We start from the raw sequence: 17,954 nt of genomic DNA, 5'->3' as shown, positions 1-17,954 counted from the left end.
TCCTCCTTTAGGCGGTCATCGGCGTCGCGGGCAGCGCGCCGGGTTGGGGCTGTGGGTCCTCATGCCCCGCATAGGGGCCGCGGCGGACGGTGCGCAGGATCAGCCCGACCTCGATCACCGCCAGGGCGCCGTAGAGCAGGGTGAAGCCGATGATCGTGGTCCAGAGCGCGGCGCGGGAGAGCGAGGAGGCGCCGAGCGCGGTCGGCAGCACGCCCTCGATGGCCCAGGGCTGGCGGCCCATCTCGGCGATCACCCAGCCCAGCTCCGCCGCCAGCCAGGGCAGCGGGATGGCCAGCACGCAGAGCCGGAGGAACCAGCGCTGGTCGAAACGGCGCATCGAGCAGAGCACGAAGGCCGTGGCGAAGAGCGCGATCATGGCGAAGCCGATCCCGGCCATGATGCGGAAGCTCCAGAACATCAGCGGCACGCTCGGCACGGTGTCCCAGGCCGCCTGCTCGACCTGCGCCGGGGTCGCCTGGCGCGGATCGTCCACATAGCGCTTCAGCAGCAGCCCATAGCCCAGGTCACGCCCATGCTGCGCGAAGGCCGCGCGCGCCGCGGCATCCTGCGGGTCCTGCTTCAGCACCTGCACGGCGCCATAGGCGATCTGCCCCGAGGCGATGCGCTCCTGCGCCAGCAGCACCAGCTCCGACATGCCCGTCACCTGCTTGTCCAGGCTGCGGGTGGCGATCAGCCCCAGCACCCAGGGGATCTGCACGGCATAGTCGGTGCGGCGCTCGGAGAAGTTCGGCAGGCCGAAGAGGGTGAGGCCGGCCGGCGATTCCTCGGTGTGCCAGGCGGCCTCGATGGCGGCCAGCTTCATCTTCTGGTTGTCGGTGAGCGCGTAGCCGGACTCGTCGCCCAGCACCACGACCGAGAGGGAGGAAGCGAGGCCGAAGGCCGCCGCCACCGCCATGGAGCGCCGCGCGAAGCCGACATGCCGATTGCGCAGCAGGTAGAAGGCGGAGATGCCCAGCACCACCACCGAGGCGATGACGTAGCCGGCGGAAACGGTGTGGACGAACTTGGCCTGTGCGATCGGGTTGAAGAGCACCGACATGAAGTCCACGACTTCCATGCGCATGGTCTCGGGGTTGAAGGCCGCGCCGACCGGGTTCTGCATCCAGCCGTTGGCGATCAGGATCCACAGCGCCGAAAGATTGGTGCCCAGCGCCACCATGAAGGTGACGAAGAGATGCCCCAGCCGGCTCAACCGGTCCCAACCGAAGAACATCAGCCCGACGAAGGTGGCCTCCAGGAAGAAGGCCATCAGCCCCTCAATGGCCAGCGGCGCACCGAAGATGTCGCCCACATAGTGCGAGAAGTAGGACCAGTTCGTGCCGAACTGGAATTCCATCGTCAGCCCGGTGGCGACGCCGAGCACGAAGTTGATGCCGAAGATCAGGCCCCAGAATTGGGTGATGGTGCGCCAGATGGGGCGCCCGGTCATCACATAGACGCTCTCCATGATGACCAGCATGAAGGAGAGGCCCAGCGTCAGGGGCACGAACAGGAAGTGGTACAGCGCGGTCAGCGCGAATTGCAGTCGCGATAGGTCGACGACACCCGGATCCATGGCTTGCTCCGCCGTTTGGGCGCCGCGCCCGGCCCGGACTCCGGGAAGGAGCCGTGAAGGGCGGCGCGGTGCGCCTCATGCGGCTCCCTAGGCCGGCGGGCGGGGCATCTGCCTTGACCTTGATCAAGGCCCCTTGGACTGCCGCGTGCGAGACTGCGCGTCATGCCGCACCCCGCCCCCGACAGGCAGAGCGCCACCCGCCGCCGCGCCTGGCTCCGCGCCGCCAGCCGCGAGGGCGGCCGCTGGAACGCCCTCGCCGCCCTGCTGCTCTGCCTCGACGGCCTCGCCGCCATCGGCTTCGCCGCCGCGCTGGCGGGCGGGCTGGTGTCGCTGGAACGGGGCCTCGCCGCTGCGGCCCCCTGGCTGCTGCTGGGCCTCGGCGCCGCGCTCGGGCGCGGTCTGCTCGCCCTGCTCTCGCTGGTGGCGGGCGCCCGGGCGGCCCGGCGGGCCAAGGCGGCGCTGCGCCGGCGCGTCGTGGTGGCGAGCCTCGCCATCCCCGCCGGGGAGCGTCCGGCCAGCGGGGCCCTGCTGAACGCGGCGGTGGACGAGGTGGAGACGCTGGACGGCTACCTCGCCCGTTTCCTGCCCGCGCGGCACGCGGCGGCGCTGGTGCCCTTCCTGGTCCTGCTCGCCGCCGCCTGGGCCAGCCCGGTCAGCGCCGGCATCCTGCTGCTCACCCTGCCGCCCTTCATCCTGGCCCTGGCGCTGGCCGGCGGGGCCGCGGCGGATGCGCAGCGGCGGCAGTTCTCCGCCTTGTCGCGCCTGTCGGAAATCTTCGCCGACCGGGTGCGGGCGCTGCCGGTGCTGCTGGCCTTCGGGGCGGAGGAGCGCGAGGCCACGCGCCTCGCCAGCGCCGCCGAGGAGCTGCGCCGCCGCACCGTGGGCGTGCTGCGGGTCGCCTTCCTCTCCTCCGGCGCGCTGGAATTCTTCGCCGCCCTCTCGGTGGCGCTGGTCGCGGTCTATGCGGGCTTCAACCTGCTCGGCCTGCTGCCGGTGAAGGTGCCGGGGACGCTGACCCTGGCGGAAGCCTTCTTCGTCCTGGCCCTGGCGCCGGAATTCTATGCCCCGATGCGCCGCCTGGCCGCCGCCTATCACGAGAAGCAGGCCGCCGAAGTCGCCGCCGACCGGCTTTCCGCGCTGGAGGCCCTGGCGAAGGCCCCCGCGCGCCAGGCTGCACCCTTGCGCCGGGCTCCTGCGATCCGCTTCCAGGATGTCACAGTCCATTATCCCGGCGAGGAGCGCCCGGCCCTGTCCGGCTTCAGCCTGGACATCGCGCCGGGTGAGACGGTGGCGCTGCTCGGCCCGAGCGGCGCGGGCAAGAGCACGGTGCTGAACCTGCTGCTGGGCCTGGCGCCGCTGAGCGGGGGCGAGGTGCTGGTGGACGGGCTCGCGCTCTCGGAGGCTGGCTCCTTCGCCCCCTCGGTTGGCTGGATGGGACAGGCGCCGCTGATCGTGCCGGGCAGCCTGGCCGGGAACATCGCCCTCTCCCGGTTGGGGTTGTCGCGTCCGGACGCGGCGCCATCGGAACTGGCGCCCGCCATCGCCATGGCGGCGGAACAGGCCGGGCTCGGCACACTCCTGTCCCGGCGCGAGGGCGGGCTGGAGGCGCGGCTGGACGAACGCGGCAGCGGCCTGTCCGGCGGCGAGCGGCGGCGCATCGCCCTGGCCCGCGCCCTGCTGAAGCCGGCGCCGATCCTGCTGCTGGACGAGCCGACCGCGCATCTCGACGCTGCCTCGGAGGCGGCGCTGATCGAAACCATCCGGCGGGTCACCGCCAAGGGCGGCCGCACCACCCTGATCGCCACCCATTCCGAGCGCCTGGCGGCCATCGCCGACCGCGTGCTGCGCCTGAGCTGAGCCCGCCATGACCAAGCTCCATGCCCTGCCGCCCGGCGAAGCCGCCGCAACGGCCTCCGTGGTGCCGCACCCTGAGCCGGCTTCCGCCCCGTCCATCGCGGGCAGCCCGCTCCGGGCGATCCTCGGCACGGAATGCCGGCGGCAGCGGCCCCGTCTGCTGCTGGCCGGCTTCCTCGCCGCCCTGGTCGCGGCCGCCTCGGTGACGCTGCTGGGCCTGTCCGGCTGGTTCATCACCGCCGCCGCCCTGGCGGGGCTGGGCGGGCCAGCGGTGGCGCAGGGCTTCAACTACATGCTGCCCAGCGCCGCCATCCGCCTGCTCGCCATCCTGCGCACCGGCGGGCGCTATGGCGAAAGGCTGGTCGGGCACGATGCCGCGCTGCGTGCCCTGGCCCGCCTGCGCCCGGCCCTGTTCCGCGCCCTGGCCGCCTCCCCCGCCACCGCCCTGGCGCTGTCCACCGGCGAGGCCACGGCGCGGGTGGTGGGCGATGTGGATGCGCTGGAGGCCGATCTGGTGCGCCGTTCCGCGCGCTGGGGGCTCTGGGCCTCGCTGCTCTCGGGCACGGCGCTGCTCCTCCTGGCTGGAACCGGCCCTGCTCTGGCGGCGGCCCTGGCGCTGGGTCTGACCGTCGCCGTCGCGCGGCGCCTGTCCATGCATCTGGCGGAACGCGGGCGGGAGGCCCAGCGTGCCGCCGGCAGGCTGAGCTGAAGGAGGAGCTGGCCACCCTGCTGGCCGCCGCCACGGAACTGCGCGCGCATGGGCTGGAGGACTGGGCCGCCGAGCGGATCGCCAGGCGCGGCGAGGTCCTCGGCGCGGCGCAGCAGCGTGCCGCCGCCGGGGCCGGCTGGTTCGAGCTGTTGCAGGCCGGGGCGACCGGCGGTGCCGCCGTCGCCGCCCTGGCTCTGGCGGGACCGGCCGACCTGCCGATGACGGCCCTGGCGGCACTGGGCGCGGCCATGGTGGTGGATGGCGCCGCCGGCTTCGTCCGCGGGCTGGAACGCCAGGGGCGCGTCGCCGAGGCGGAGGCGAGGCTCGACACGATGCTGGCCCCCGCCATGGCCGATGCCCCGGCCGGGCGCGTCCTGGCCTATCCGCCTTCGATCCGCTTCGCCGGGCGGGCGGGGCTGCTGCCCCCGGGCTGCGTGGCCGCGATCACTGGCCCCTCCGGCTGCGGCAAGACCACGCTGCTGGAAACCCTGCTGCGCCTGCGGGAACCGGAACCGGGGCGGATCTTCCTGGGTGGCGTCGATCTGGCGGAGCTGGATGCCGCGACCGCGCGGCGTTGCTTCTCGCTGTTGCCGCAGGATGCGGCGCTGCTGGCCGGCAGCGTGCGTGACAACCTGCTGCTCGCCGACCCGGAGGCGGGTGAGGCGCGGCTCTGGCAGGCGCTGCACGATGCCGGGCTGGACGAGCGCGTGGCGCGGCTGCCGGGCGGTCTCGATGGCTGGCTCGGGGAGAACGGGGCCCGGCTGTCCGGCGGCGAGCGCCGCCGCCTGGGCCTTGCCCGCGCGCTACTGCGGCCGGCACCCTGGCTGCTGCTGGACGAGCCCACCGAGGGGCTGGACGCGGCCACCGAGGCGCTGGTCCTGGGGCGGTTGGCGGCACGCCTCGCGCGGGAGGGCCAGGGCGCGCTGATCGTCACGCACCGGCCGGCCCCGCTGGCCCTGTGCCGGAGGGTCATCCCGCTCGATGCCTCCCCGGAAGGCATCATTCCACTGGAGCAATCGGCCCTGCCGCTCTGAGCGGTCCCGGCCAACCCGCGCGGGCCCATCGGTGAAAGGGGGCGCAGGGGTCCGTGGCGGCGTCGGTATTGCCCCGCACCTGTCCCGGACGTCATCAAACCCCCAGATGGTGTGTCATTTCCATCATGTCCTGGCCGGAAATCGGATGATGGCTTCATCTTCCGCAGCGGGAAACTTCCCATTGGCTTGACCCGCCACTAAGAGGCGCTCGCAATTCGGGCGGAAAGTTCCGTCCATTCCCCAGAAGCAGAGACCTCCTCCATGGCGCATCCCGCCCGACATGCGTTCCGGCCCCTGCTACGCCTTCTCGGCACGACCGCCCTGGTCCCCATAGCCCTAGCTCCCTGGGCGATGAGTGCGATCGCCCAGACCACACAGGCGCAAACCCAGTCCACCCAGGCCGGCGAGGCTGCCGGCACCGCCAATGGCAGCGGCACCACCGTCCTGCCGACCGTCAGCGTGCAGGGCGCCAGCCAGAACCCGCTGGCCCCGGTGGATGGCTATGTCGCCACGCGCAACCTGGCCGGCGCCAAGACGGACACGCCACTGATCGAGGTGCCGCAATCCGTCTCAGTGGTGACGCGCGACGCGATCGACCAGCGGCAGGCGCAGAACCTGGGCGAAGCACTGCGCTATTCCGCCGGCATCCGGCCGGAGCAGTACGGCTTCGACTCCCAGGCCGACTGGCTGCAGATCCGCGGCTTCGAGGCGACGGACACCAGCCAGTTCCTGAACGGGCTGCGCTTCAACCCGGGCTACACGGCCGGTGTCTTCGAGACCTATGGGCTGGAGCGCTACGAGATCCTGCGCGGCCCCTCCTCCGTACTCTACGGGCAGATGGCGCCGGGCGGCCTGATCAACATGGTGCAGCGCCATCCGACCGACACGGCACAGGGTGAGGTGCGGCTGACCGCCGGCACGCAGAACATCCGCCAGCTCGCCTTCAACACCAGCGGCCCGCTGACGGCGGACGGCCAGTGGAGCTACGCGCTGACCGGTGTCGGGCGGCTCGCCGACCTCGACGTGCAGAACAGCGACAACGACCGACTCTTCCTTGCCCCGGCGCTGACCTGGAAGCCCACCGGGGACACGCGCTTCACGCTGCTGCCCTATTACCAGCGCGACCGGACCATCGGGGCGCAGTTCCTGCCCTATCTCGGCACCGTGCAGCGCAGCGCCTTCGGCCGCATCTCGCGCAGCCTGAACCTGGGCGAGGACAGCTTCGACAAGTACGACCGCACGCAATACGGCATCGGCTACGAGTTCGAGCACCGCTTCAACGACGTCTTCTCTTTCACCCAGAATGCCCGCTACGCGCATGTCGGCGTGAACTGGAAGCAGGTCTATGGCGGCGGCCTCGTCACCGGCAGTGAGCGGCTGCTGAACCGCTATGCCTATGACGAGCAGTACAGCTTCGACACCTTCCAGGTGGACAATCGCGGCCAGGCGCGCTTCGACACCGGCCCGCTGCAGCACACGCTGCTCGGTGGCTTCGACTACCAGCACACCAGCTACAAGAGCGTGGCGGCCTTCGCCGTCGCCAGCCCGCTCGACCTCTACGCGCCTGTCTATGGCAGCGGCATCCCGAACCTGGGCAGCCCCTACCAGAACCGCCTGCAGGGCATCGATCAGTACGGCGTCTATGGCCAGGACCAGATCCGCTACGGGCGCTTCGTGGCGACGCTGGGGCTGCGGCACGACTGGGTGGACACGAACACCAAGAACCGCGCCTATGGCTTCACCAGCGAGAGCAAGGAAGACACCGACACCACCTGGCGGGCGGGTATCACCTACCTCGCCGAGAACGGCCTCGCGCCCTATTTCTCCTACAGCACTTCCTTCCTGCCGCAGGCGGGCAGCTTCTCCCCGGCACGTGGCAACGGCACCTTCGACCCCACGACCGGCGAGCAGTATGAGGTGGGCATCAAGTACCAGCCGAACGGGGTGAACAGCTTCATCCAGGTCTCGGCCTTCCACATCACCCAGAGCAAGGTCCTGACCACCGATCCGGACAACGTGCTGTACCAGGTGCAGACCGGCCGCATCCGCGTGCGCGGCGTGGAGGCGGAGGGCGTGGCCAGCCTGGGCAACGGGCTGAACCTGATCGGCTCGATCACCTATCTGGACCCGGAGATCACCCGCGACACGGTGGCGAGCAATGTCGGCAACCGGCCACTCGGCGTCTCGAAGTTCACGGCCGGCCTCTATGCCGACTACAGCTTCGGCGAGGGCCGGGGCGCGATGAGCGGCGTGGGCCTGGGCGCCGGTGTGCGCTTTGTCGGCAACACCGCCGTGGACAACGCCAATTCGGCGGTGGTGCCCTCCGTGACGCTGTTCGACCTCGCGGCGCGCTATGACCTCGGCTTTCTCAGCCAGAACCTGAAGGGGTTCCAGGCGATGCTGAACGTCAACAATGTGGCCGATAAGCGTTACGTCGCCCGTTGCACCAGCGAGGCGTCGTGCTTCTACGGCAACAGCCGGACGATCCTGGGCTCCCTCGCCTATCGCTGGTAAGGCGGCCGGCCATTCCCGCGGCGGCCGCGCTTCCCTGGCACGGGAAGATGGCCGCCGCGTCCTCTATCCCTCCAGCAGCCGGCGCAGCTTCCGCACCGCGCTGTCCGGCGTGGTCAGCAACCTCTGCCCCACGGGCCTGCCGGTCGCGGCAGCCACGCGGGGGCCGCCCCGGCCAGGCTGAACTGGGCCAGGGCGATCACGTCGCAATCCGCCAGTTCGCGCGCCGCCTCGGCCACGATGCCGTCATGCCTGTCCCGGTCGCCGGCATCGAGCGCCGCCAGTGCCCCCCGGGCCAGTGCCGTACGGAGTTCCGTCCCCGGCGGGAATTCGGCCGGCATGGAATCCAGGGTCGGAGCGAAGCTGGCCAGCAGCCCGATCCGCCCGCCATGGGCGACGGCCTCCTCGATCATCGCCTCGTTCGGCTTCAGCACCGGCATCGGCGCCAGCGCGGCCTGACAGGCCTCGATGCAGGGACCGAAGGCCGAGCAGGTAAAGAGGATGCCATCCGCCCCCGTCCCGGCGGCATAGCGTGCCAGGGTCAGGAAGCGTTCCGTCATCCGTGGCGTCAGGCTGCCCTCGGCGGCGAGATCGGCGGAAAGGCTGTCATCCAACAGGTTCATCAGCCGCGCCTCGGGCCAGAGCCGGGCGAAGGCGGCCTCGATCGGTGGCGGCGAATGCCGCAGGGCGTGGATCAGGGCGATGCGCATGGACCTGTCTTCCTCCGGCCATTTTCCTGTCGGCCCGGCGCCGTCGGCGCGGCTGAAACATCTGTTGCAGCCAGGCGGCGCCCGGCAGTGGGTTAAAAACAATTGTTGCATTGGCCTCGGCCGGATGCAACATTCATTGCGTGACCAAGCCCGGCCCCATCGACGTCCTGCGACGTGCCCTGCCCGGCCTGCCGCCCCGGCTGCAGGATGCGGCGCGCTTCGTCGCCCGGCATGACTTCGATGCCGTCACCCGCTCGATGCGCGACCTCGCCGCCGCCGCCGGCACCAACCCGGCCACCTTCACCCGTCTGGCGCGCGCCCTCGGCTATCCCGGCTGGGAGCAGTTGCGCGAAGCCATGGTGGAGGCACGGCGAGGCGAGGCGGAAAGCCCCTTCTCGAAGCGCGTGCGCCCTTCCATGCGCCGCGAGCGGCCGGACGGCCCCGACGCCTTCGCCCTGCCGGCCGAGATGCTGGCCGCCGATGCCGCCGGGCTGCGCCTGCTCGACCCCGCGCCCATCGCCGCCGCCGCCCGCGCCCTGCATGACGCCCCGCGCATCTGGGTGGCGGGCTTCCGCTCCTGCCGGGGCGTGGCGCAGCTCCTGCACTACCAGCTCCGCCTCTTCCGGCCCGGCGATGTGCGGCTGGTGGGTGGAGCAGGGCCGGAGGACCTGGATCTCGGCGCCTTCGCCCCCGGCGATGCCGTGGTGCTGATCAGCTTCGCACCCTATTCCCGCTCCATCGCGCTGACCGCACGCATGGCGCGGGAAAGCCGCTGCACCGCCATCGCCCTCGCCGACCGTGCCGACGCGCCGATGGCCGAACGGGCGGCGCATCGCCTGCTCTTCGACGCCGCCGCCGGCCCGGGCTTCTTTCCCAGCCTGACCGGCGCCCTCGCCACGGCCCAGGCCCTGGCCGCCGCCTGCTTCGCCCTGGGCGGGGAGGCGGCGCTGGTGCGGCTGCGCGAGACCGAGGCCCGGCTCGCCGCCCTCGCCGAATACGTCCCCGACCCGGAAACCCTGCGATGAACGCTCCAGCCCCAGCCCCAGCCCCAACCACCCGGCGCAGCCGCGTGCTGCATCGGTCCTCCCGTGCCACACCACCCCTCGCGGTCGGCGGCCATGGCGTCTGGCTGGTGGAGGAAGGCGGGCGCGAGGTGCTCGATGCCTCGGGGGGCGCCGCCGTCTCCTGCCTCGGCCACCAGCATCCGCGCATCGTGGAGGCGATCAAGCGGCAGGCGGACAGGCTCTGCTACGCCCATACCGGCTTCTTCTCCAACGAACCCGCCGAGGCGCTGGCGGAGGAGCTGGTCGGGCACGAGCCCGGCGGCCTCGCCCAGGCCTATTTCGTCTCCGGCGGCTCCGAGGCGGTGGAGGCCGCGATCAAGCTGGCGCGGCAGTATTTCCTGGAGATCGGGCAGGAAAAGCGCGTGCGCTTCATCGCCCGCCGCCAGAGCTATCACGGCAACACGCTGGGCGCGCTCTCGGCGGGGGGCAATGCCTGGCGCCGCGCACCCTATGCGCCGCTGCTGTCCCCGGCCTTCAGCCATGTCTCACCCGCCTTCCGCTATCGCGAGCAGCGCGCGGAGGAGGACGAGGCCGGCTTCGTCGCCCGCCTCGCCGCCGAGCTGGAGGCGGAGTTCCAGCGCCTCGGCCCCGATACGGTGGCCGCCTTCATCGCCGAGCCGGTGGTCGGCGCCACGGCGGGCTGCGTGCCCGCCCCGGCCGGGTACTTCCAGGCGGTGCGGGAGATCTGCGACCGCCACGGCGCGCTGCTGATCCTGGACGAGGTGATGAGCGGCATGGGCCGCACCGGCACCCGCCATGCCTGGGAGCAGGAGGGCATCGCCCCGGACATCCAGGCCATCGCCAAGGGGCTGGGCGGCGGCTACCAGCCGATCGGTGCCACGCTGCTGTCCGGCCGTATCGCCGAGGCGGTGGAGCGGGGTTCCGGCGCCTTCCAGCACGGCCACACCTATCTCGCCCATCCCATGGCGGCAGCGGCCGCGCTGGAGGTGCAGCGGGTGATCCGCGAGGAGCGGCTGCTGGAGAATGTGGCCGCCATGGGCGAACGGCTGGAAAGCCGGCTGCTGGAGCGCTTCGGCAACCACGCGCATATCGGCGACATTCGCGGCCGCGGACTGTTCCGCGCGATCGAACTGGTCGAGGACCGCGCCACCAAGGCGCCCTTCGACCCCGCGAAGCAGCTCAATGCCCGCATCAAGCGCGAGGCCTTCGCGCGCGGCCTCGCCTGCTATCCGGGCGGCGGCACGGCGGATGGCCGCAGCGGCGACCATGTGCTGCTGGCGCCGCCCTATATCGTCTCCCCCGCCGAGATCGACCTGATCGTCGAACGCCTCGGCGAGGCGGTGGACACCGCCCTGGCCAGCCTGCCACGCTGAGCCTTCCAGCCACACGTTCCGGGAAGAACGACAGAATGAAGAAACTCCTCCTCGCCGGCCTCGCCCTGCTCGGCCTCGGTGCCGCGCAGGCGGCCCAGGCCGCCACGCTCGACACGGTGAAGCAGCGCGGCCAACTGGTCTGCGGCGTCAGCACCGGCTTCGCCGGCTTCTCCCTGCCGGACAGCCAGGGGCAGTTCCGCGGCATCGACGCGGATTACTGCCGCGCCATCGCCGCCGCCGTGCTGGGCGACGCCACGAAGGTCGGCTTCATCGGGCTGACGGCGCAGAACCGCTTCACCGCACTGCAATCAGGGGAGGTGGACGTGCTGCTGCGCAACTCCACCCAGACCTTCCTGCGCGACGCCACGATCGGCCTGCGCGCCGGGCCGGTGAACTTCTATGACGGCCAGGGCTTCGCGGTGAAGCGTGAGGCCGGCGTCAGCAAGGTGACCGAGCTGAACGGCGCCACGGTCTGCGTCGCCCAGGGCACCACGCATGAGGTGACGCTGGGCGACTATGCCCGCGCCCACAATATCACCTTCCAGCCCGTGGTCTTCGAGCGGGTGGACACGATGTACCAGGCCTTCTTCGCCGGCCGCTGCGACGCCATGACGCAGGATGCCTCGGCGCTCGCCGGCGCCGTCGCCACCGCGCCCAAGCCGGACGACTACATGGTGCTGGCCGAGACCATCTCGAAGGAGCCGCTCGGCCCCTTCACCCGCAACGGCGACGACCAGTGGTCCACCATCGTCTCCTGGGTGCATTACGGGCTGATCGAGGCGGAGGAGCTGGGCGTCACCCAGGCCAATGCCGAAGCCCAGGCCAAGGGCGCCAACCCGACGGCGCAGCGCCTGCTGGGCGGCGCGGGCGAGTTCGGCTCGCGCATCGGCCTGGACAATGCCTGGATGCTGAACGCCATCAAGGCCGTGGGCAATTACGGCGAGGTCTTCGAGCGCAATGTCGGCGGCGGCAGCCAGCTCAAGCTGCAACGGGGCCTGAACGGGCTCTGGAGCAAGGGTGGGCTGATGTACGCCATCCCCTTCCGCTGAGCCGCTGAAAGGGCCGGTCCCGCGAGGGACCGGCCCTTTCCATGTCCGCCGCCCCCCCCCCGCCGGGAGTCCCCCGATGCAGCGCCGAAGCTTTCTCCGATCCGCCGCCCTCCTGCCACTGGGCGGCTTGGCTCCCTCTGTCCTGGCCCGGCCCGCGCTGGCGCAGGACCGGCGGGCACGCACGCTGCGCTTCGTGCCGCAGGCCAATCTCACCGTGCTGGACCCGATCCTCACCACGGCGGGTGTGACGGCGGATCATGGCTATGCCGTCTTCGACACGCTCTACGGCACGGACGCGGATTTCCGCCCGACGCCACAGATGGCGGAAGGGCACGAGGTCTCTGCGGATGGCCGCACCTGGACCATCCGGCTGCGCGAGGGGCTGCGCTTCCATGACGGGGAGCCGGTGCGGGCGGTGGACTGCGCCGCCAGCCTCGCGCGTTGGAGCAAGCGGGACAGTTTCGGCCAGACCCTGGCCGCCGCCGTCGAGGCCTGGGAGGCCCCGGGCGACCGCGAGTTGCGCATCCGGCTGACCCGCCCCTTCCCCCGCCTGCTTTCGGCCCTGGCCTTTGTCGGGCCGATCCCCGCCTTCATCATGCCGGAGCGTCTGGCGAAGACCGATCCCTATAAGCCAGTGACGGAAATGATCGGCTCGGGTCCCTACCGCTTCCTGGCCGACGAATTCGTGTCCGGCAGCCGCGCCGCCTATGCCCGCTTCGACGGCTACCGGCCGCGCGCCGAGGCGCCGGCGCTGAACGCCGGCGGCAAGCAGGCGCATTTCGAGCGCATCGAGTGGCAGATCATCCCGGATTCCTCCACGGCCGCCAGCGCGCTGCAATCCGGCGAGGTGGACTGGTGGGAATTCGCCGATGCCGACCTCGCGCCGATGCTCGCCCGCAGCCGCGGCATCCGCGTGCAGCCCTATGACCCGCTCGGCTTCATGGCCTTCCTGCGCTTCAACACGCTGGTGCCGCCCTTCGACAATCCACGCCTGCGCCATGTGGTGCTGCAGTCGGTGGAGCAGGCCGACTATATGGCGCTGATCACCGGCGGCGATCCCGAGGCTTGGCGCCAGGCCCGCAGCATGTTCCCCATGGGCCTGCCGGGCGTGAAGGAAGCAGGAGCCGAAGCGATGGCCGGCCCGAAGGACTGGGACAAGCTGCGCCGCGCCGTGAAGGAGGCGGGCTACCAGAGCGAGAAGGTGGTGATCCTCAGCCCCAGCGACATGGCTTCCATCGCCCCGCTGGCCGAGGTCACCGCGGAGCTGCTGCGTCGCCTCGGCATGAATGTCGACCTCCAGGTGATGGACTGGGGCACGGTGGTGCAGCGCCGCACCTCGCGCGAACCGGTGGAGAAGGGCGGATGGAACATCTTCCACACCACCTGGAAGAGCACCTCCATCGCCAACCCGGCGCTGAACACCAATATCCGCGGCCAGGGTGCCAAGGGCTGGTTCGGCTGGTTCGACAGCCCGGAGATCGAGCGGCTGACACGCGAATGGCTCGATGCGCAGGACGAGGCGGAGCAGCAGCGCCTGCTTGACGCGATCCAGGCCATGGCCTTCGAGCAGGCCCCCGTCGTGCCGCTCGGCCAGTTCCTGCAGAAAACGGCCTTCCGCGCTGACCTGCGGGGCATCCTGCCGGGCCCGGCGGCCTTCCCCTGGAACGTCAGGCGCGGCTGAGGGGCACGGGGATGCGCATCGCCGTCGCGGGCTTCATGCTCGAATCCGTCAGCTTCCTGCCCAACCCCGTCACGCTGGAGGAATTCCAGGCGATGGAGGCCACGGGCGAGGCCATGCTCGCCCGCTACCGCGGTACCAACACGCTCTGCGGCGGCTTCCTCTCGGTCTGCGAGCGCGAGGGGGCGGAGGTCCTGCCCATCGTCTTTCTCGATGCCGGAGCCGCCGGCCCGGCGACGGACGAGGCCTTCCTGCACTATGCCGACCGCATCTGCGCCGCCCTGGCGGAGGCCGGGCCGCTGGACGGCGTGCTGCTGGCCGTGCACGGCGCGCTGACCACGCCGACGCGCCTCGATCCGGATCGCGAGATCCTGGAACGCGTGCGCGCGGTGGTCGGGCGCGACGTGCCCGTCTGCGTCGGGCTCGACTACCACGCCAATCTCGATGCCTCCTGGCTGGATCTGGCGGATGCGATCTTCGGCTACCACTACTCGCCGCATACCGACATCGCCGCGACCGGGGAGCGCGCGGCGGACTGCCTGATGCGGATGCTGCGCGAAGGGTTCCGCCCCGCCATGGCACTGCGCAAGCCGGGGGTGATGGTCCCCAGCATCTTCAGCGCCACCGGCCTGGCCCCGCTTTCCGGCATCGTGGCGGAATCGGTGGGGATGGCGCGTGGCGGCGAGGGCTATCTCGACGTCACGGTCTTCGCCGGCTTCTCCTACGCCGACGTGCCGAATTGCGGCTTCTCCGTCCTGGCCGTGGCGGCCGATCCTGCCGCCGCCGGGGAGGCGGTGGCACGCCTGGATGGCGAGATCCGGCGGCGGAGGCGGGACCTGCTGCATGGCGACCTCGTCCTCGACGTCCCGACGGCGGTGGAGCGCGCCATCGCCCTCGCCGCGGGCGCGGACCGCCCCGTGGTGCTGCTGGAACATGCCGACCGCTGCAACGACAGCACCTATCTGCTGCGGGCGCTGCTGGAGCGGAAGGTGAAGCGCGTGGCCGTGCCCTACATCTGGGATGCGAAGGCCGCGGCCGCCTGCCTCGCGGCGGGCGCCGGGGCCGAGGTGACGCTGGAGGTCGGCGGCCATTCCTCCGGCCGCGCCGGCGGTCCAGTGCGGCTGACCGGGCGCGTCACCTGGGTGGGGGAGAAGACGTACCGCACCACTGGCGCCTACATGCATGGCCGGCTGGTGCAGCTCGGCACTGCGGCGGTACTGGATGTGGACGGGCTGATGGTCAGCCTGGTCAGCCGCCCGACCATGACGGTGGATGAGGATGTCTTCACCCAGTTCGGCATGCGGGCACGGGATTTCGGCATCATCGTGCTGCGTTCGAAGACGCATTTCCGCGCCGCCTACGAGCCCATCGCCAAGTCGATCCTGATCGTGGACACGCCCGACTGGGGGCCGGCGGACCTGACCACCCTGCCCTACCGCCAGGTGCCTCGGGAGCACGTCTTCCCGTTCAGCGAGTTGCCGGACTGAACACCACGCCGCCTTGCATCCGACGGCATGCGGGGCCATCACGGCCTGGTCCCCGGCCGGTGATTCCGTCCCCGGCCCCATCCCCCGGAAGGGAGACCGGCCTTGGCCATCCTGAAGATCGCCCGCATGGGCCATCCTGTCCTGCTCGAACGCTGCGAACCCGTGCCCGATCCCGGGGCTCCGGACATCCGCCGCCTGGTGCGGGACATGTTCGAGACGATGGAGGACGCGCCGGGCGCCGGCCTTGCCGCGCCGCAGGTGCATGTGCCGCTGCGCCTCTTCGTCTTCCGGGTGCTGCCTTCCCGCAGCAGCGGGGCGCCGGATGACAGGGTGGTCGGCAACACCGTGCTGATCAACCCGGTGGTGGAACCGGTGGGCGAGGAGAAGCACCTGCGCTGGGAAGGCTGCCTTTCCATCCCCGGCTTGCGCGCCGCGGTGCCCCGCTACAGGCGCGTGCGCTACACCGGCACGGATTGCGACGGCCGCACCGTCACCGCCGAGGTGGAGGGCTTCCATGCCGGCGTCGTCCAGCACGAGAACGACCACCTGGACGGCATCCTCTATCCGATGCGGATGACGGATTTCGGCCTGATGGGTTTCAACGAGGAGATCGCCCGCTTCTCGGATCAGCCGGGCGCCGCCCCGCCTCCGGCTCCCCGGTAGCGCTCGATCAGGGTGCGGTTTCCGGCTGGGCGGCGAGCAGGCTGGCGATGGCGGCGGTGATCTGCTCCACGGTGACGGGCTTGCGCAGGATGGCGAAGGGGCCGCCCGCCCTCGCTTCCGCCAGATCGGCTTCCGCGGCCTCGCCGACGAAGCCGGTGATCAGGAGAACCCCCAGCCCCGGGCGCCGCTGCCGGACCTGGCGCGCCAGTTCCAGCCCGTTCATGCCGGGCATGGCCAGGTCGGTGACCAGCAGTTCCACCCGTGGCAGTGCCGGGCAGGCCAGCGCCTCGGCACCGCTGCCGGCCGTGCTGATCCGGAATCCGCATTCCGCCAGTGCGTCGGAAAGGAGTTCGCGGAGCGCCGCCTCGTCCTCCACCAGCAGAACGGAACGGCCTCCGGCCGGTCCGCCGGGGGTCTCGCGAACTGGCCCGGCCCCGGTCCGCGCCGCCGGGGCCGAGAGCGGATCAGCCGCGTCCCGGACCGGCAGGGGCAGCCAGAGCGTGACCGTGGTGCCCTGGCCCGGAGTGCTGGCGATGACGAGCCCTCCCCGGACTGCTCCGCGAAACCCTTGGCCATGGACAGGCCCAGGCCGGTCCCCTGCCCCTTCGGCTTGGTGGTGAAGAAGGGCTCCGTCGCCCGTGACAGCGTCGCCGGGTCCATGCCGCTCCCTGTATCGGAGACGGTCAGGCGCAGATAGGACGCCGCCACCCCCTGGCCCGGCGCCTGCCGGCCATCGTCCCGGCCCTGGCGCGATGCGGGGAAAGGCGGCGCCTCGCCCGCCGGGGGCCAGGAGGCAGCGAAGCGGATCGTCCCGCCCTCGGGCATCGCATCCCGCGCATTGGTGGCCAGGTTGATCAGCACCGCCTCGAGCTGCGAACGGTCCGTGTTCAGCACCGGCAGGCCGGGGTCCACCTCCACGCGGATGTGCAGGCCCGGTCCCAGCGTATGCCGCAGGATCTCGACGAGGTCGTTCAGCAGGGCCTCGACCACCACCTTCTCGCTGCGAAGCTCATCCTTGCGGGCGAAGGCGAGCAGGCGGCGCGTCACGGCCGCTCCGCGCCCGGCGGCCTCGCCCATCATCGCCGCCAGCCTTTCCACCGCCTGCGGGTCGCCGGCCCGGCGGCGGATGAGGTTCGCGCCCCCGGCGATGGCCTGCAGCACGTTGTTGAAATCGTGCGCCACGCCGCCGGCGAGCTGGCCCAGCGCCTCGAGCTTCTGCGCCTGCCGCAACTGCTCCTCGGCGCTGCGCCGCCCACGTTCGGCCGCCTCGCGCGCCGCCATGGCCTCGGCCATCCGGACATAGAGGCGGAAGCGCCCGGCGATGAAACTGGCGATGAGCAGGAGTGCGACGGCGATCAGCAGCGCCGAGCCGATCAGGATGCCGGCATCGATCCGCCAGCGGGACAGCACCGCCTCCGTGGAGCGGCTGATGCTGACCACCACGGGCTGTGTCTGAAGCCGGGTGGCGGCCTCGATGCGGTGGTGGCCGTCCTCCCGGCTGCGCGACTCCACCACCTGCCGCTCGCCCGGCCGCATCTCCATCGCCAGTTCCGGCCGCGGCGCGCCGGCGGGAAGCGGCGGATGCCGCAGCAGGAGGGCGCCGTCATCGCGCCACAGGGCGATACCCGTGTCCTTGGGCATCCTCAGATCGGCATAGAGGCGCTGGAAGTACTGCAGGTTCATGGCGCCGAGCACCAGCCCCAGGAACCGTCCGTCCGCCGAGGAGATCCGGCGGGCCAGGTAGATGGTGGTGTTGCCATTCCCGCGGTTCTCGACCGGCAGGCCGATGAAGGTCAGCCGCGAGGGATCGGTGCTCAACACCTTGAAGTAGTCGCGGTCGGCGACATTGACCGGGGGCACCGGCTGGTAGCGGGAGAAATTCAGCAACCGGCCGTCCCGGGCGATGATGGTCACGGCATCGAGCTGCGGGATGCCCGAGATCCGCGCCACCAGCATTCCGAAGACCTCCGGGGCCGTGGCACGGGCATTGAATTCCTCGGCGCTCCGCAGGCGGCCGTCCTGCAGATCCTCGGCCACGCCATTCACGACGAGTTCCACGCTCTGGAGGGCACGGTCCGACTGTTCCGCCAGCAGGGTGTCGAGCGCGGCCAGATTCGACTTCGCCGTCGTCAGCGCGCTGGTGCGCAGATGGGTCGCCGCCAGGACGGCACCGGCCAGGATGGCCAGTGCCACCAGCAGCCCGGTCACGCGGACGAAACGGACCATGCCGCCGGACCGGCCGAGAAAGGAGGACGGGCTTCTCAAGTTCGGCCCCACGCGGCGCG

Annotated in this window: 14 protein-coding genes; 10 read left to right on the top strand and 4 right to left on the bottom strand. The window is 71.4% G+C overall.

Annotated elements, in window-relative coordinates:
- Positions 1 to 7 precede the first annotated feature (7 nt).
- Positions 8 to 1,576 (bottom strand): cytochrome ubiquinol oxidase subunit I, encoded by a 1,569-nt coding sequence (locus MVG78_RS07740; protein ID WP_247559675.1) that lies wholly within the window; start codon positions 1,574 to 1,576, stop codon positions 8 to 10.
- A 162-nt stretch (positions 1,577 to 1,738) separates the two neighbouring features.
- Here MVG78_RS07740 and cydD point away from each other — a divergent pair, with 162 nt between their 5' ends.
- The 4 genes from cydD (at position 1,739) to MVG78_RS07720 (ending at position 7,687) form a co-directional block, all read left to right on the top strand.
- Positions 1,739 to 3,433, top strand: coding sequence for a thiol reductant ABC exporter subunit CydD (gene cydD / locus MVG78_RS07735; protein WP_247559673.1), 1,695 nt, complete (start codon positions 1,739 to 1,741; stop codon positions 3,431 to 3,433).
- A 7-nt stretch (positions 3,434 to 3,440) separates the two neighbouring features.
- Positions 3,441 to 4,139 carry a 6TM ABC transporter family protein gene (locus tag MVG78_RS07730; protein ID WP_247559671.1) on the top strand — a complete coding sequence of 233 codons (699 nt, stop codon included), beginning with the start codon at positions 3,441 to 3,443 and terminating at the stop codon, positions 4,137 to 4,139.
- Between the two features lie 149 nt (positions 4,140 to 4,288).
- Positions 4,289 to 5,173: an ATP-binding cassette domain-containing protein gene (locus MVG78_RS07725; RefSeq protein WP_247559669.1), complete on the top strand. Its 885-nt coding sequence runs from the start codon at positions 4,289 to 4,291 to the stop codon at positions 5,171 to 5,173.
- A gap of 351 nt (positions 5,174 to 5,524) precedes the next feature.
- Positions 5,525 to 7,687, top strand: a complete 2,163-nt coding sequence (locus tag MVG78_RS07720) for a TonB-dependent siderophore receptor (RefSeq protein WP_247559667.1) — start codon at positions 5,525 to 5,527, stop codon at positions 7,685 to 7,687.
- Positions 7,688 to 7,800: 113 nt separating this feature from the next.
- On the opposite strand, the gene MVG78_RS07715 is transcribed toward MVG78_RS07720, so the two are convergent.
- Positions 7,801 to 8,394 carry an aspartate/glutamate racemase family protein gene (locus MVG78_RS07715; RefSeq protein ID WP_247559665.1) on the bottom strand — a complete coding sequence of 198 codons (594 nt, stop codon included), beginning with the start codon at positions 8,392 to 8,394 and terminating at the stop codon, positions 7,801 to 7,803.
- A gap of 140 nt (positions 8,395 to 8,534) precedes the next feature.
- On the opposite strand from MVG78_RS07715, the gene MVG78_RS07710 reads away from it, so the two are divergent.
- The 6 genes from MVG78_RS07710 to def all read left to right on the top strand — a co-directional run bounded on the left by MVG78_RS07710 (position 8,535) and on the right by def (position 15,669).
- Positions 8,535 to 9,419: a MurR/RpiR family transcriptional regulator gene (locus tag MVG78_RS07710; RefSeq protein ID WP_247559663.1), complete on the top strand. Its 885-nt coding sequence runs from the start codon at positions 8,535 to 8,537 to the stop codon at positions 9,417 to 9,419.
- 44 nt (positions 9,420 to 9,463) lie between these two features.
- Positions 9,464 to 10,792, top strand: a complete 1,329-nt coding sequence (locus MVG78_RS07705; protein WP_428480775.1) for an aspartate aminotransferase family protein — start codon at positions 9,464 to 9,466, stop codon at positions 10,790 to 10,792.
- 35 nt (positions 10,793 to 10,827) lie between these two features.
- Entirely contained in the window at positions 10,828 to 11,841 is a 1,014-nt protein-coding gene (locus tag MVG78_RS07700; protein ID WP_247559659.1) for an amino acid ABC transporter substrate-binding protein, read from the top strand.
- Between the two features lie 76 nt (positions 11,842 to 11,917).
- Positions 11,918 to 13,522 carry an ABC transporter substrate-binding protein gene (locus MVG78_RS07695; RefSeq protein WP_247559657.1) on the top strand — a complete coding sequence of 535 codons (1,605 nt, stop codon included), beginning with the start codon at positions 11,918 to 11,920 and terminating at the stop codon, positions 13,520 to 13,522.
- Between the two features lie 11 nt (positions 13,523 to 13,533).
- Positions 13,534 to 15,006, top strand: coding sequence for a M81 family metallopeptidase (locus tag MVG78_RS07690; RefSeq protein WP_247559655.1), 1,473 nt, complete (start codon positions 13,534 to 13,536; stop codon positions 15,004 to 15,006).
- Positions 15,007 to 15,108: 102 nt separating this feature from the next.
- The gene (gene def, locus MVG78_RS07685; protein ID WP_247559653.1) at positions 15,109 to 15,669 is read left to right on the top strand and encodes a peptide deformylase; all 561 of its coding nucleotides are present in this window, start codon (positions 15,109 to 15,111) and stop codon (positions 15,667 to 15,669) included.
- A gap of 7 nt (positions 15,670 to 15,676) precedes the next feature.
- On the opposite strand, the gene MVG78_RS07680 is transcribed toward def, so the two are convergent.
- Together MVG78_RS07680 and MVG78_RS07675 are read right to left on the bottom strand one after the other, a co-directional pair.
- Positions 15,677 to 16,003: a response regulator gene (locus MVG78_RS07680; protein ID WP_247560345.1), complete on the bottom strand. Its 327-nt coding sequence runs from the start codon at positions 16,001 to 16,003 to the stop codon at positions 15,677 to 15,679.
- Entirely contained in the window at positions 15,889 to 17,895 is a 2,007-nt protein-coding gene (locus tag MVG78_RS07675) for a sensor histidine kinase (RefSeq protein ID WP_247559651.1), read from the bottom strand. The genes MVG78_RS07680 and MVG78_RS07675 overlap by 115 nt, the downstream gene beginning before the upstream one ends.
- Positions 17,896 to 17,954 lie beyond the last annotated feature (59 nt).

The sequence above is a fragment of the Roseomonas gilardii subsp. gilardii genome (assembly GCF_023078375.1).
Taxonomy (GTDB): Bacteria; Pseudomonadota; Alphaproteobacteria; order Acetobacterales; family Acetobacteraceae; genus Roseomonas; species Roseomonas gilardii.
The sequence above is the reverse complement of the archived record's forward strand: the minus strand, read 5'-3'. Positions and strand labels throughout refer to the sequence as shown.

Bases quoted from the DNA above. Each gene is read 5' to 3' on its own strand.
- MVG78_RS07730 (WP_247559671.1), top strand. From the start codon at position 3,441: ATGACCAAGCTCCATGCCCTGCCGCCCGGCGAAGCCGCCGCAACGGCC.
- MVG78_RS07720 (WP_247559667.1), top strand. From the start codon at position 5,525: ATGAGTGCGATCGCCCAGACCACACAGGCGCAAACCCAGTCCACCCAG.
- MVG78_RS07715 (WP_247559665.1), bottom strand. From the start codon at position 8,394: ATGCGCATCGCCCTGATCCACGCCCTGCGGCATTCGCCGCCACCGATC.
- MVG78_RS07700 (WP_247559659.1), top strand. From the start codon at position 10,828: ATGAAGAAACTCCTCCTCGCCGGCCTCGCCCTGCTCGGCCTCGGTGCC.
- MVG78_RS07740 (WP_247559675.1), bottom strand. From the start codon at position 1,576: ATGGATCCGGGTGTCGTCGACCTATCGCGACTGCAATTCGCGCTGACC.
- cydD (WP_247559673.1), top strand. From the start codon at position 1,739: ATGCCGCACCCCGCCCCCGACAGGCAGAGCGCCACCCGCCGCCGCGCC.
- MVG78_RS07675 (WP_247559651.1), bottom strand. From the start codon at position 17,895: ATGGTCCGTTTCGTCCGCGTGACCGGGCTGCTGGTGGCACTGGCCATC.
- MVG78_RS07690 (WP_247559655.1), top strand. From the start codon at position 13,534: ATGCGCATCGCCGTCGCGGGCTTCATGCTCGAATCCGTCAGCTTCCTG.
- MVG78_RS07695 (WP_247559657.1), top strand. From the start codon at position 11,918: ATGCAGCGCCGAAGCTTTCTCCGATCCGCCGCCCTCCTGCCACTGGGC.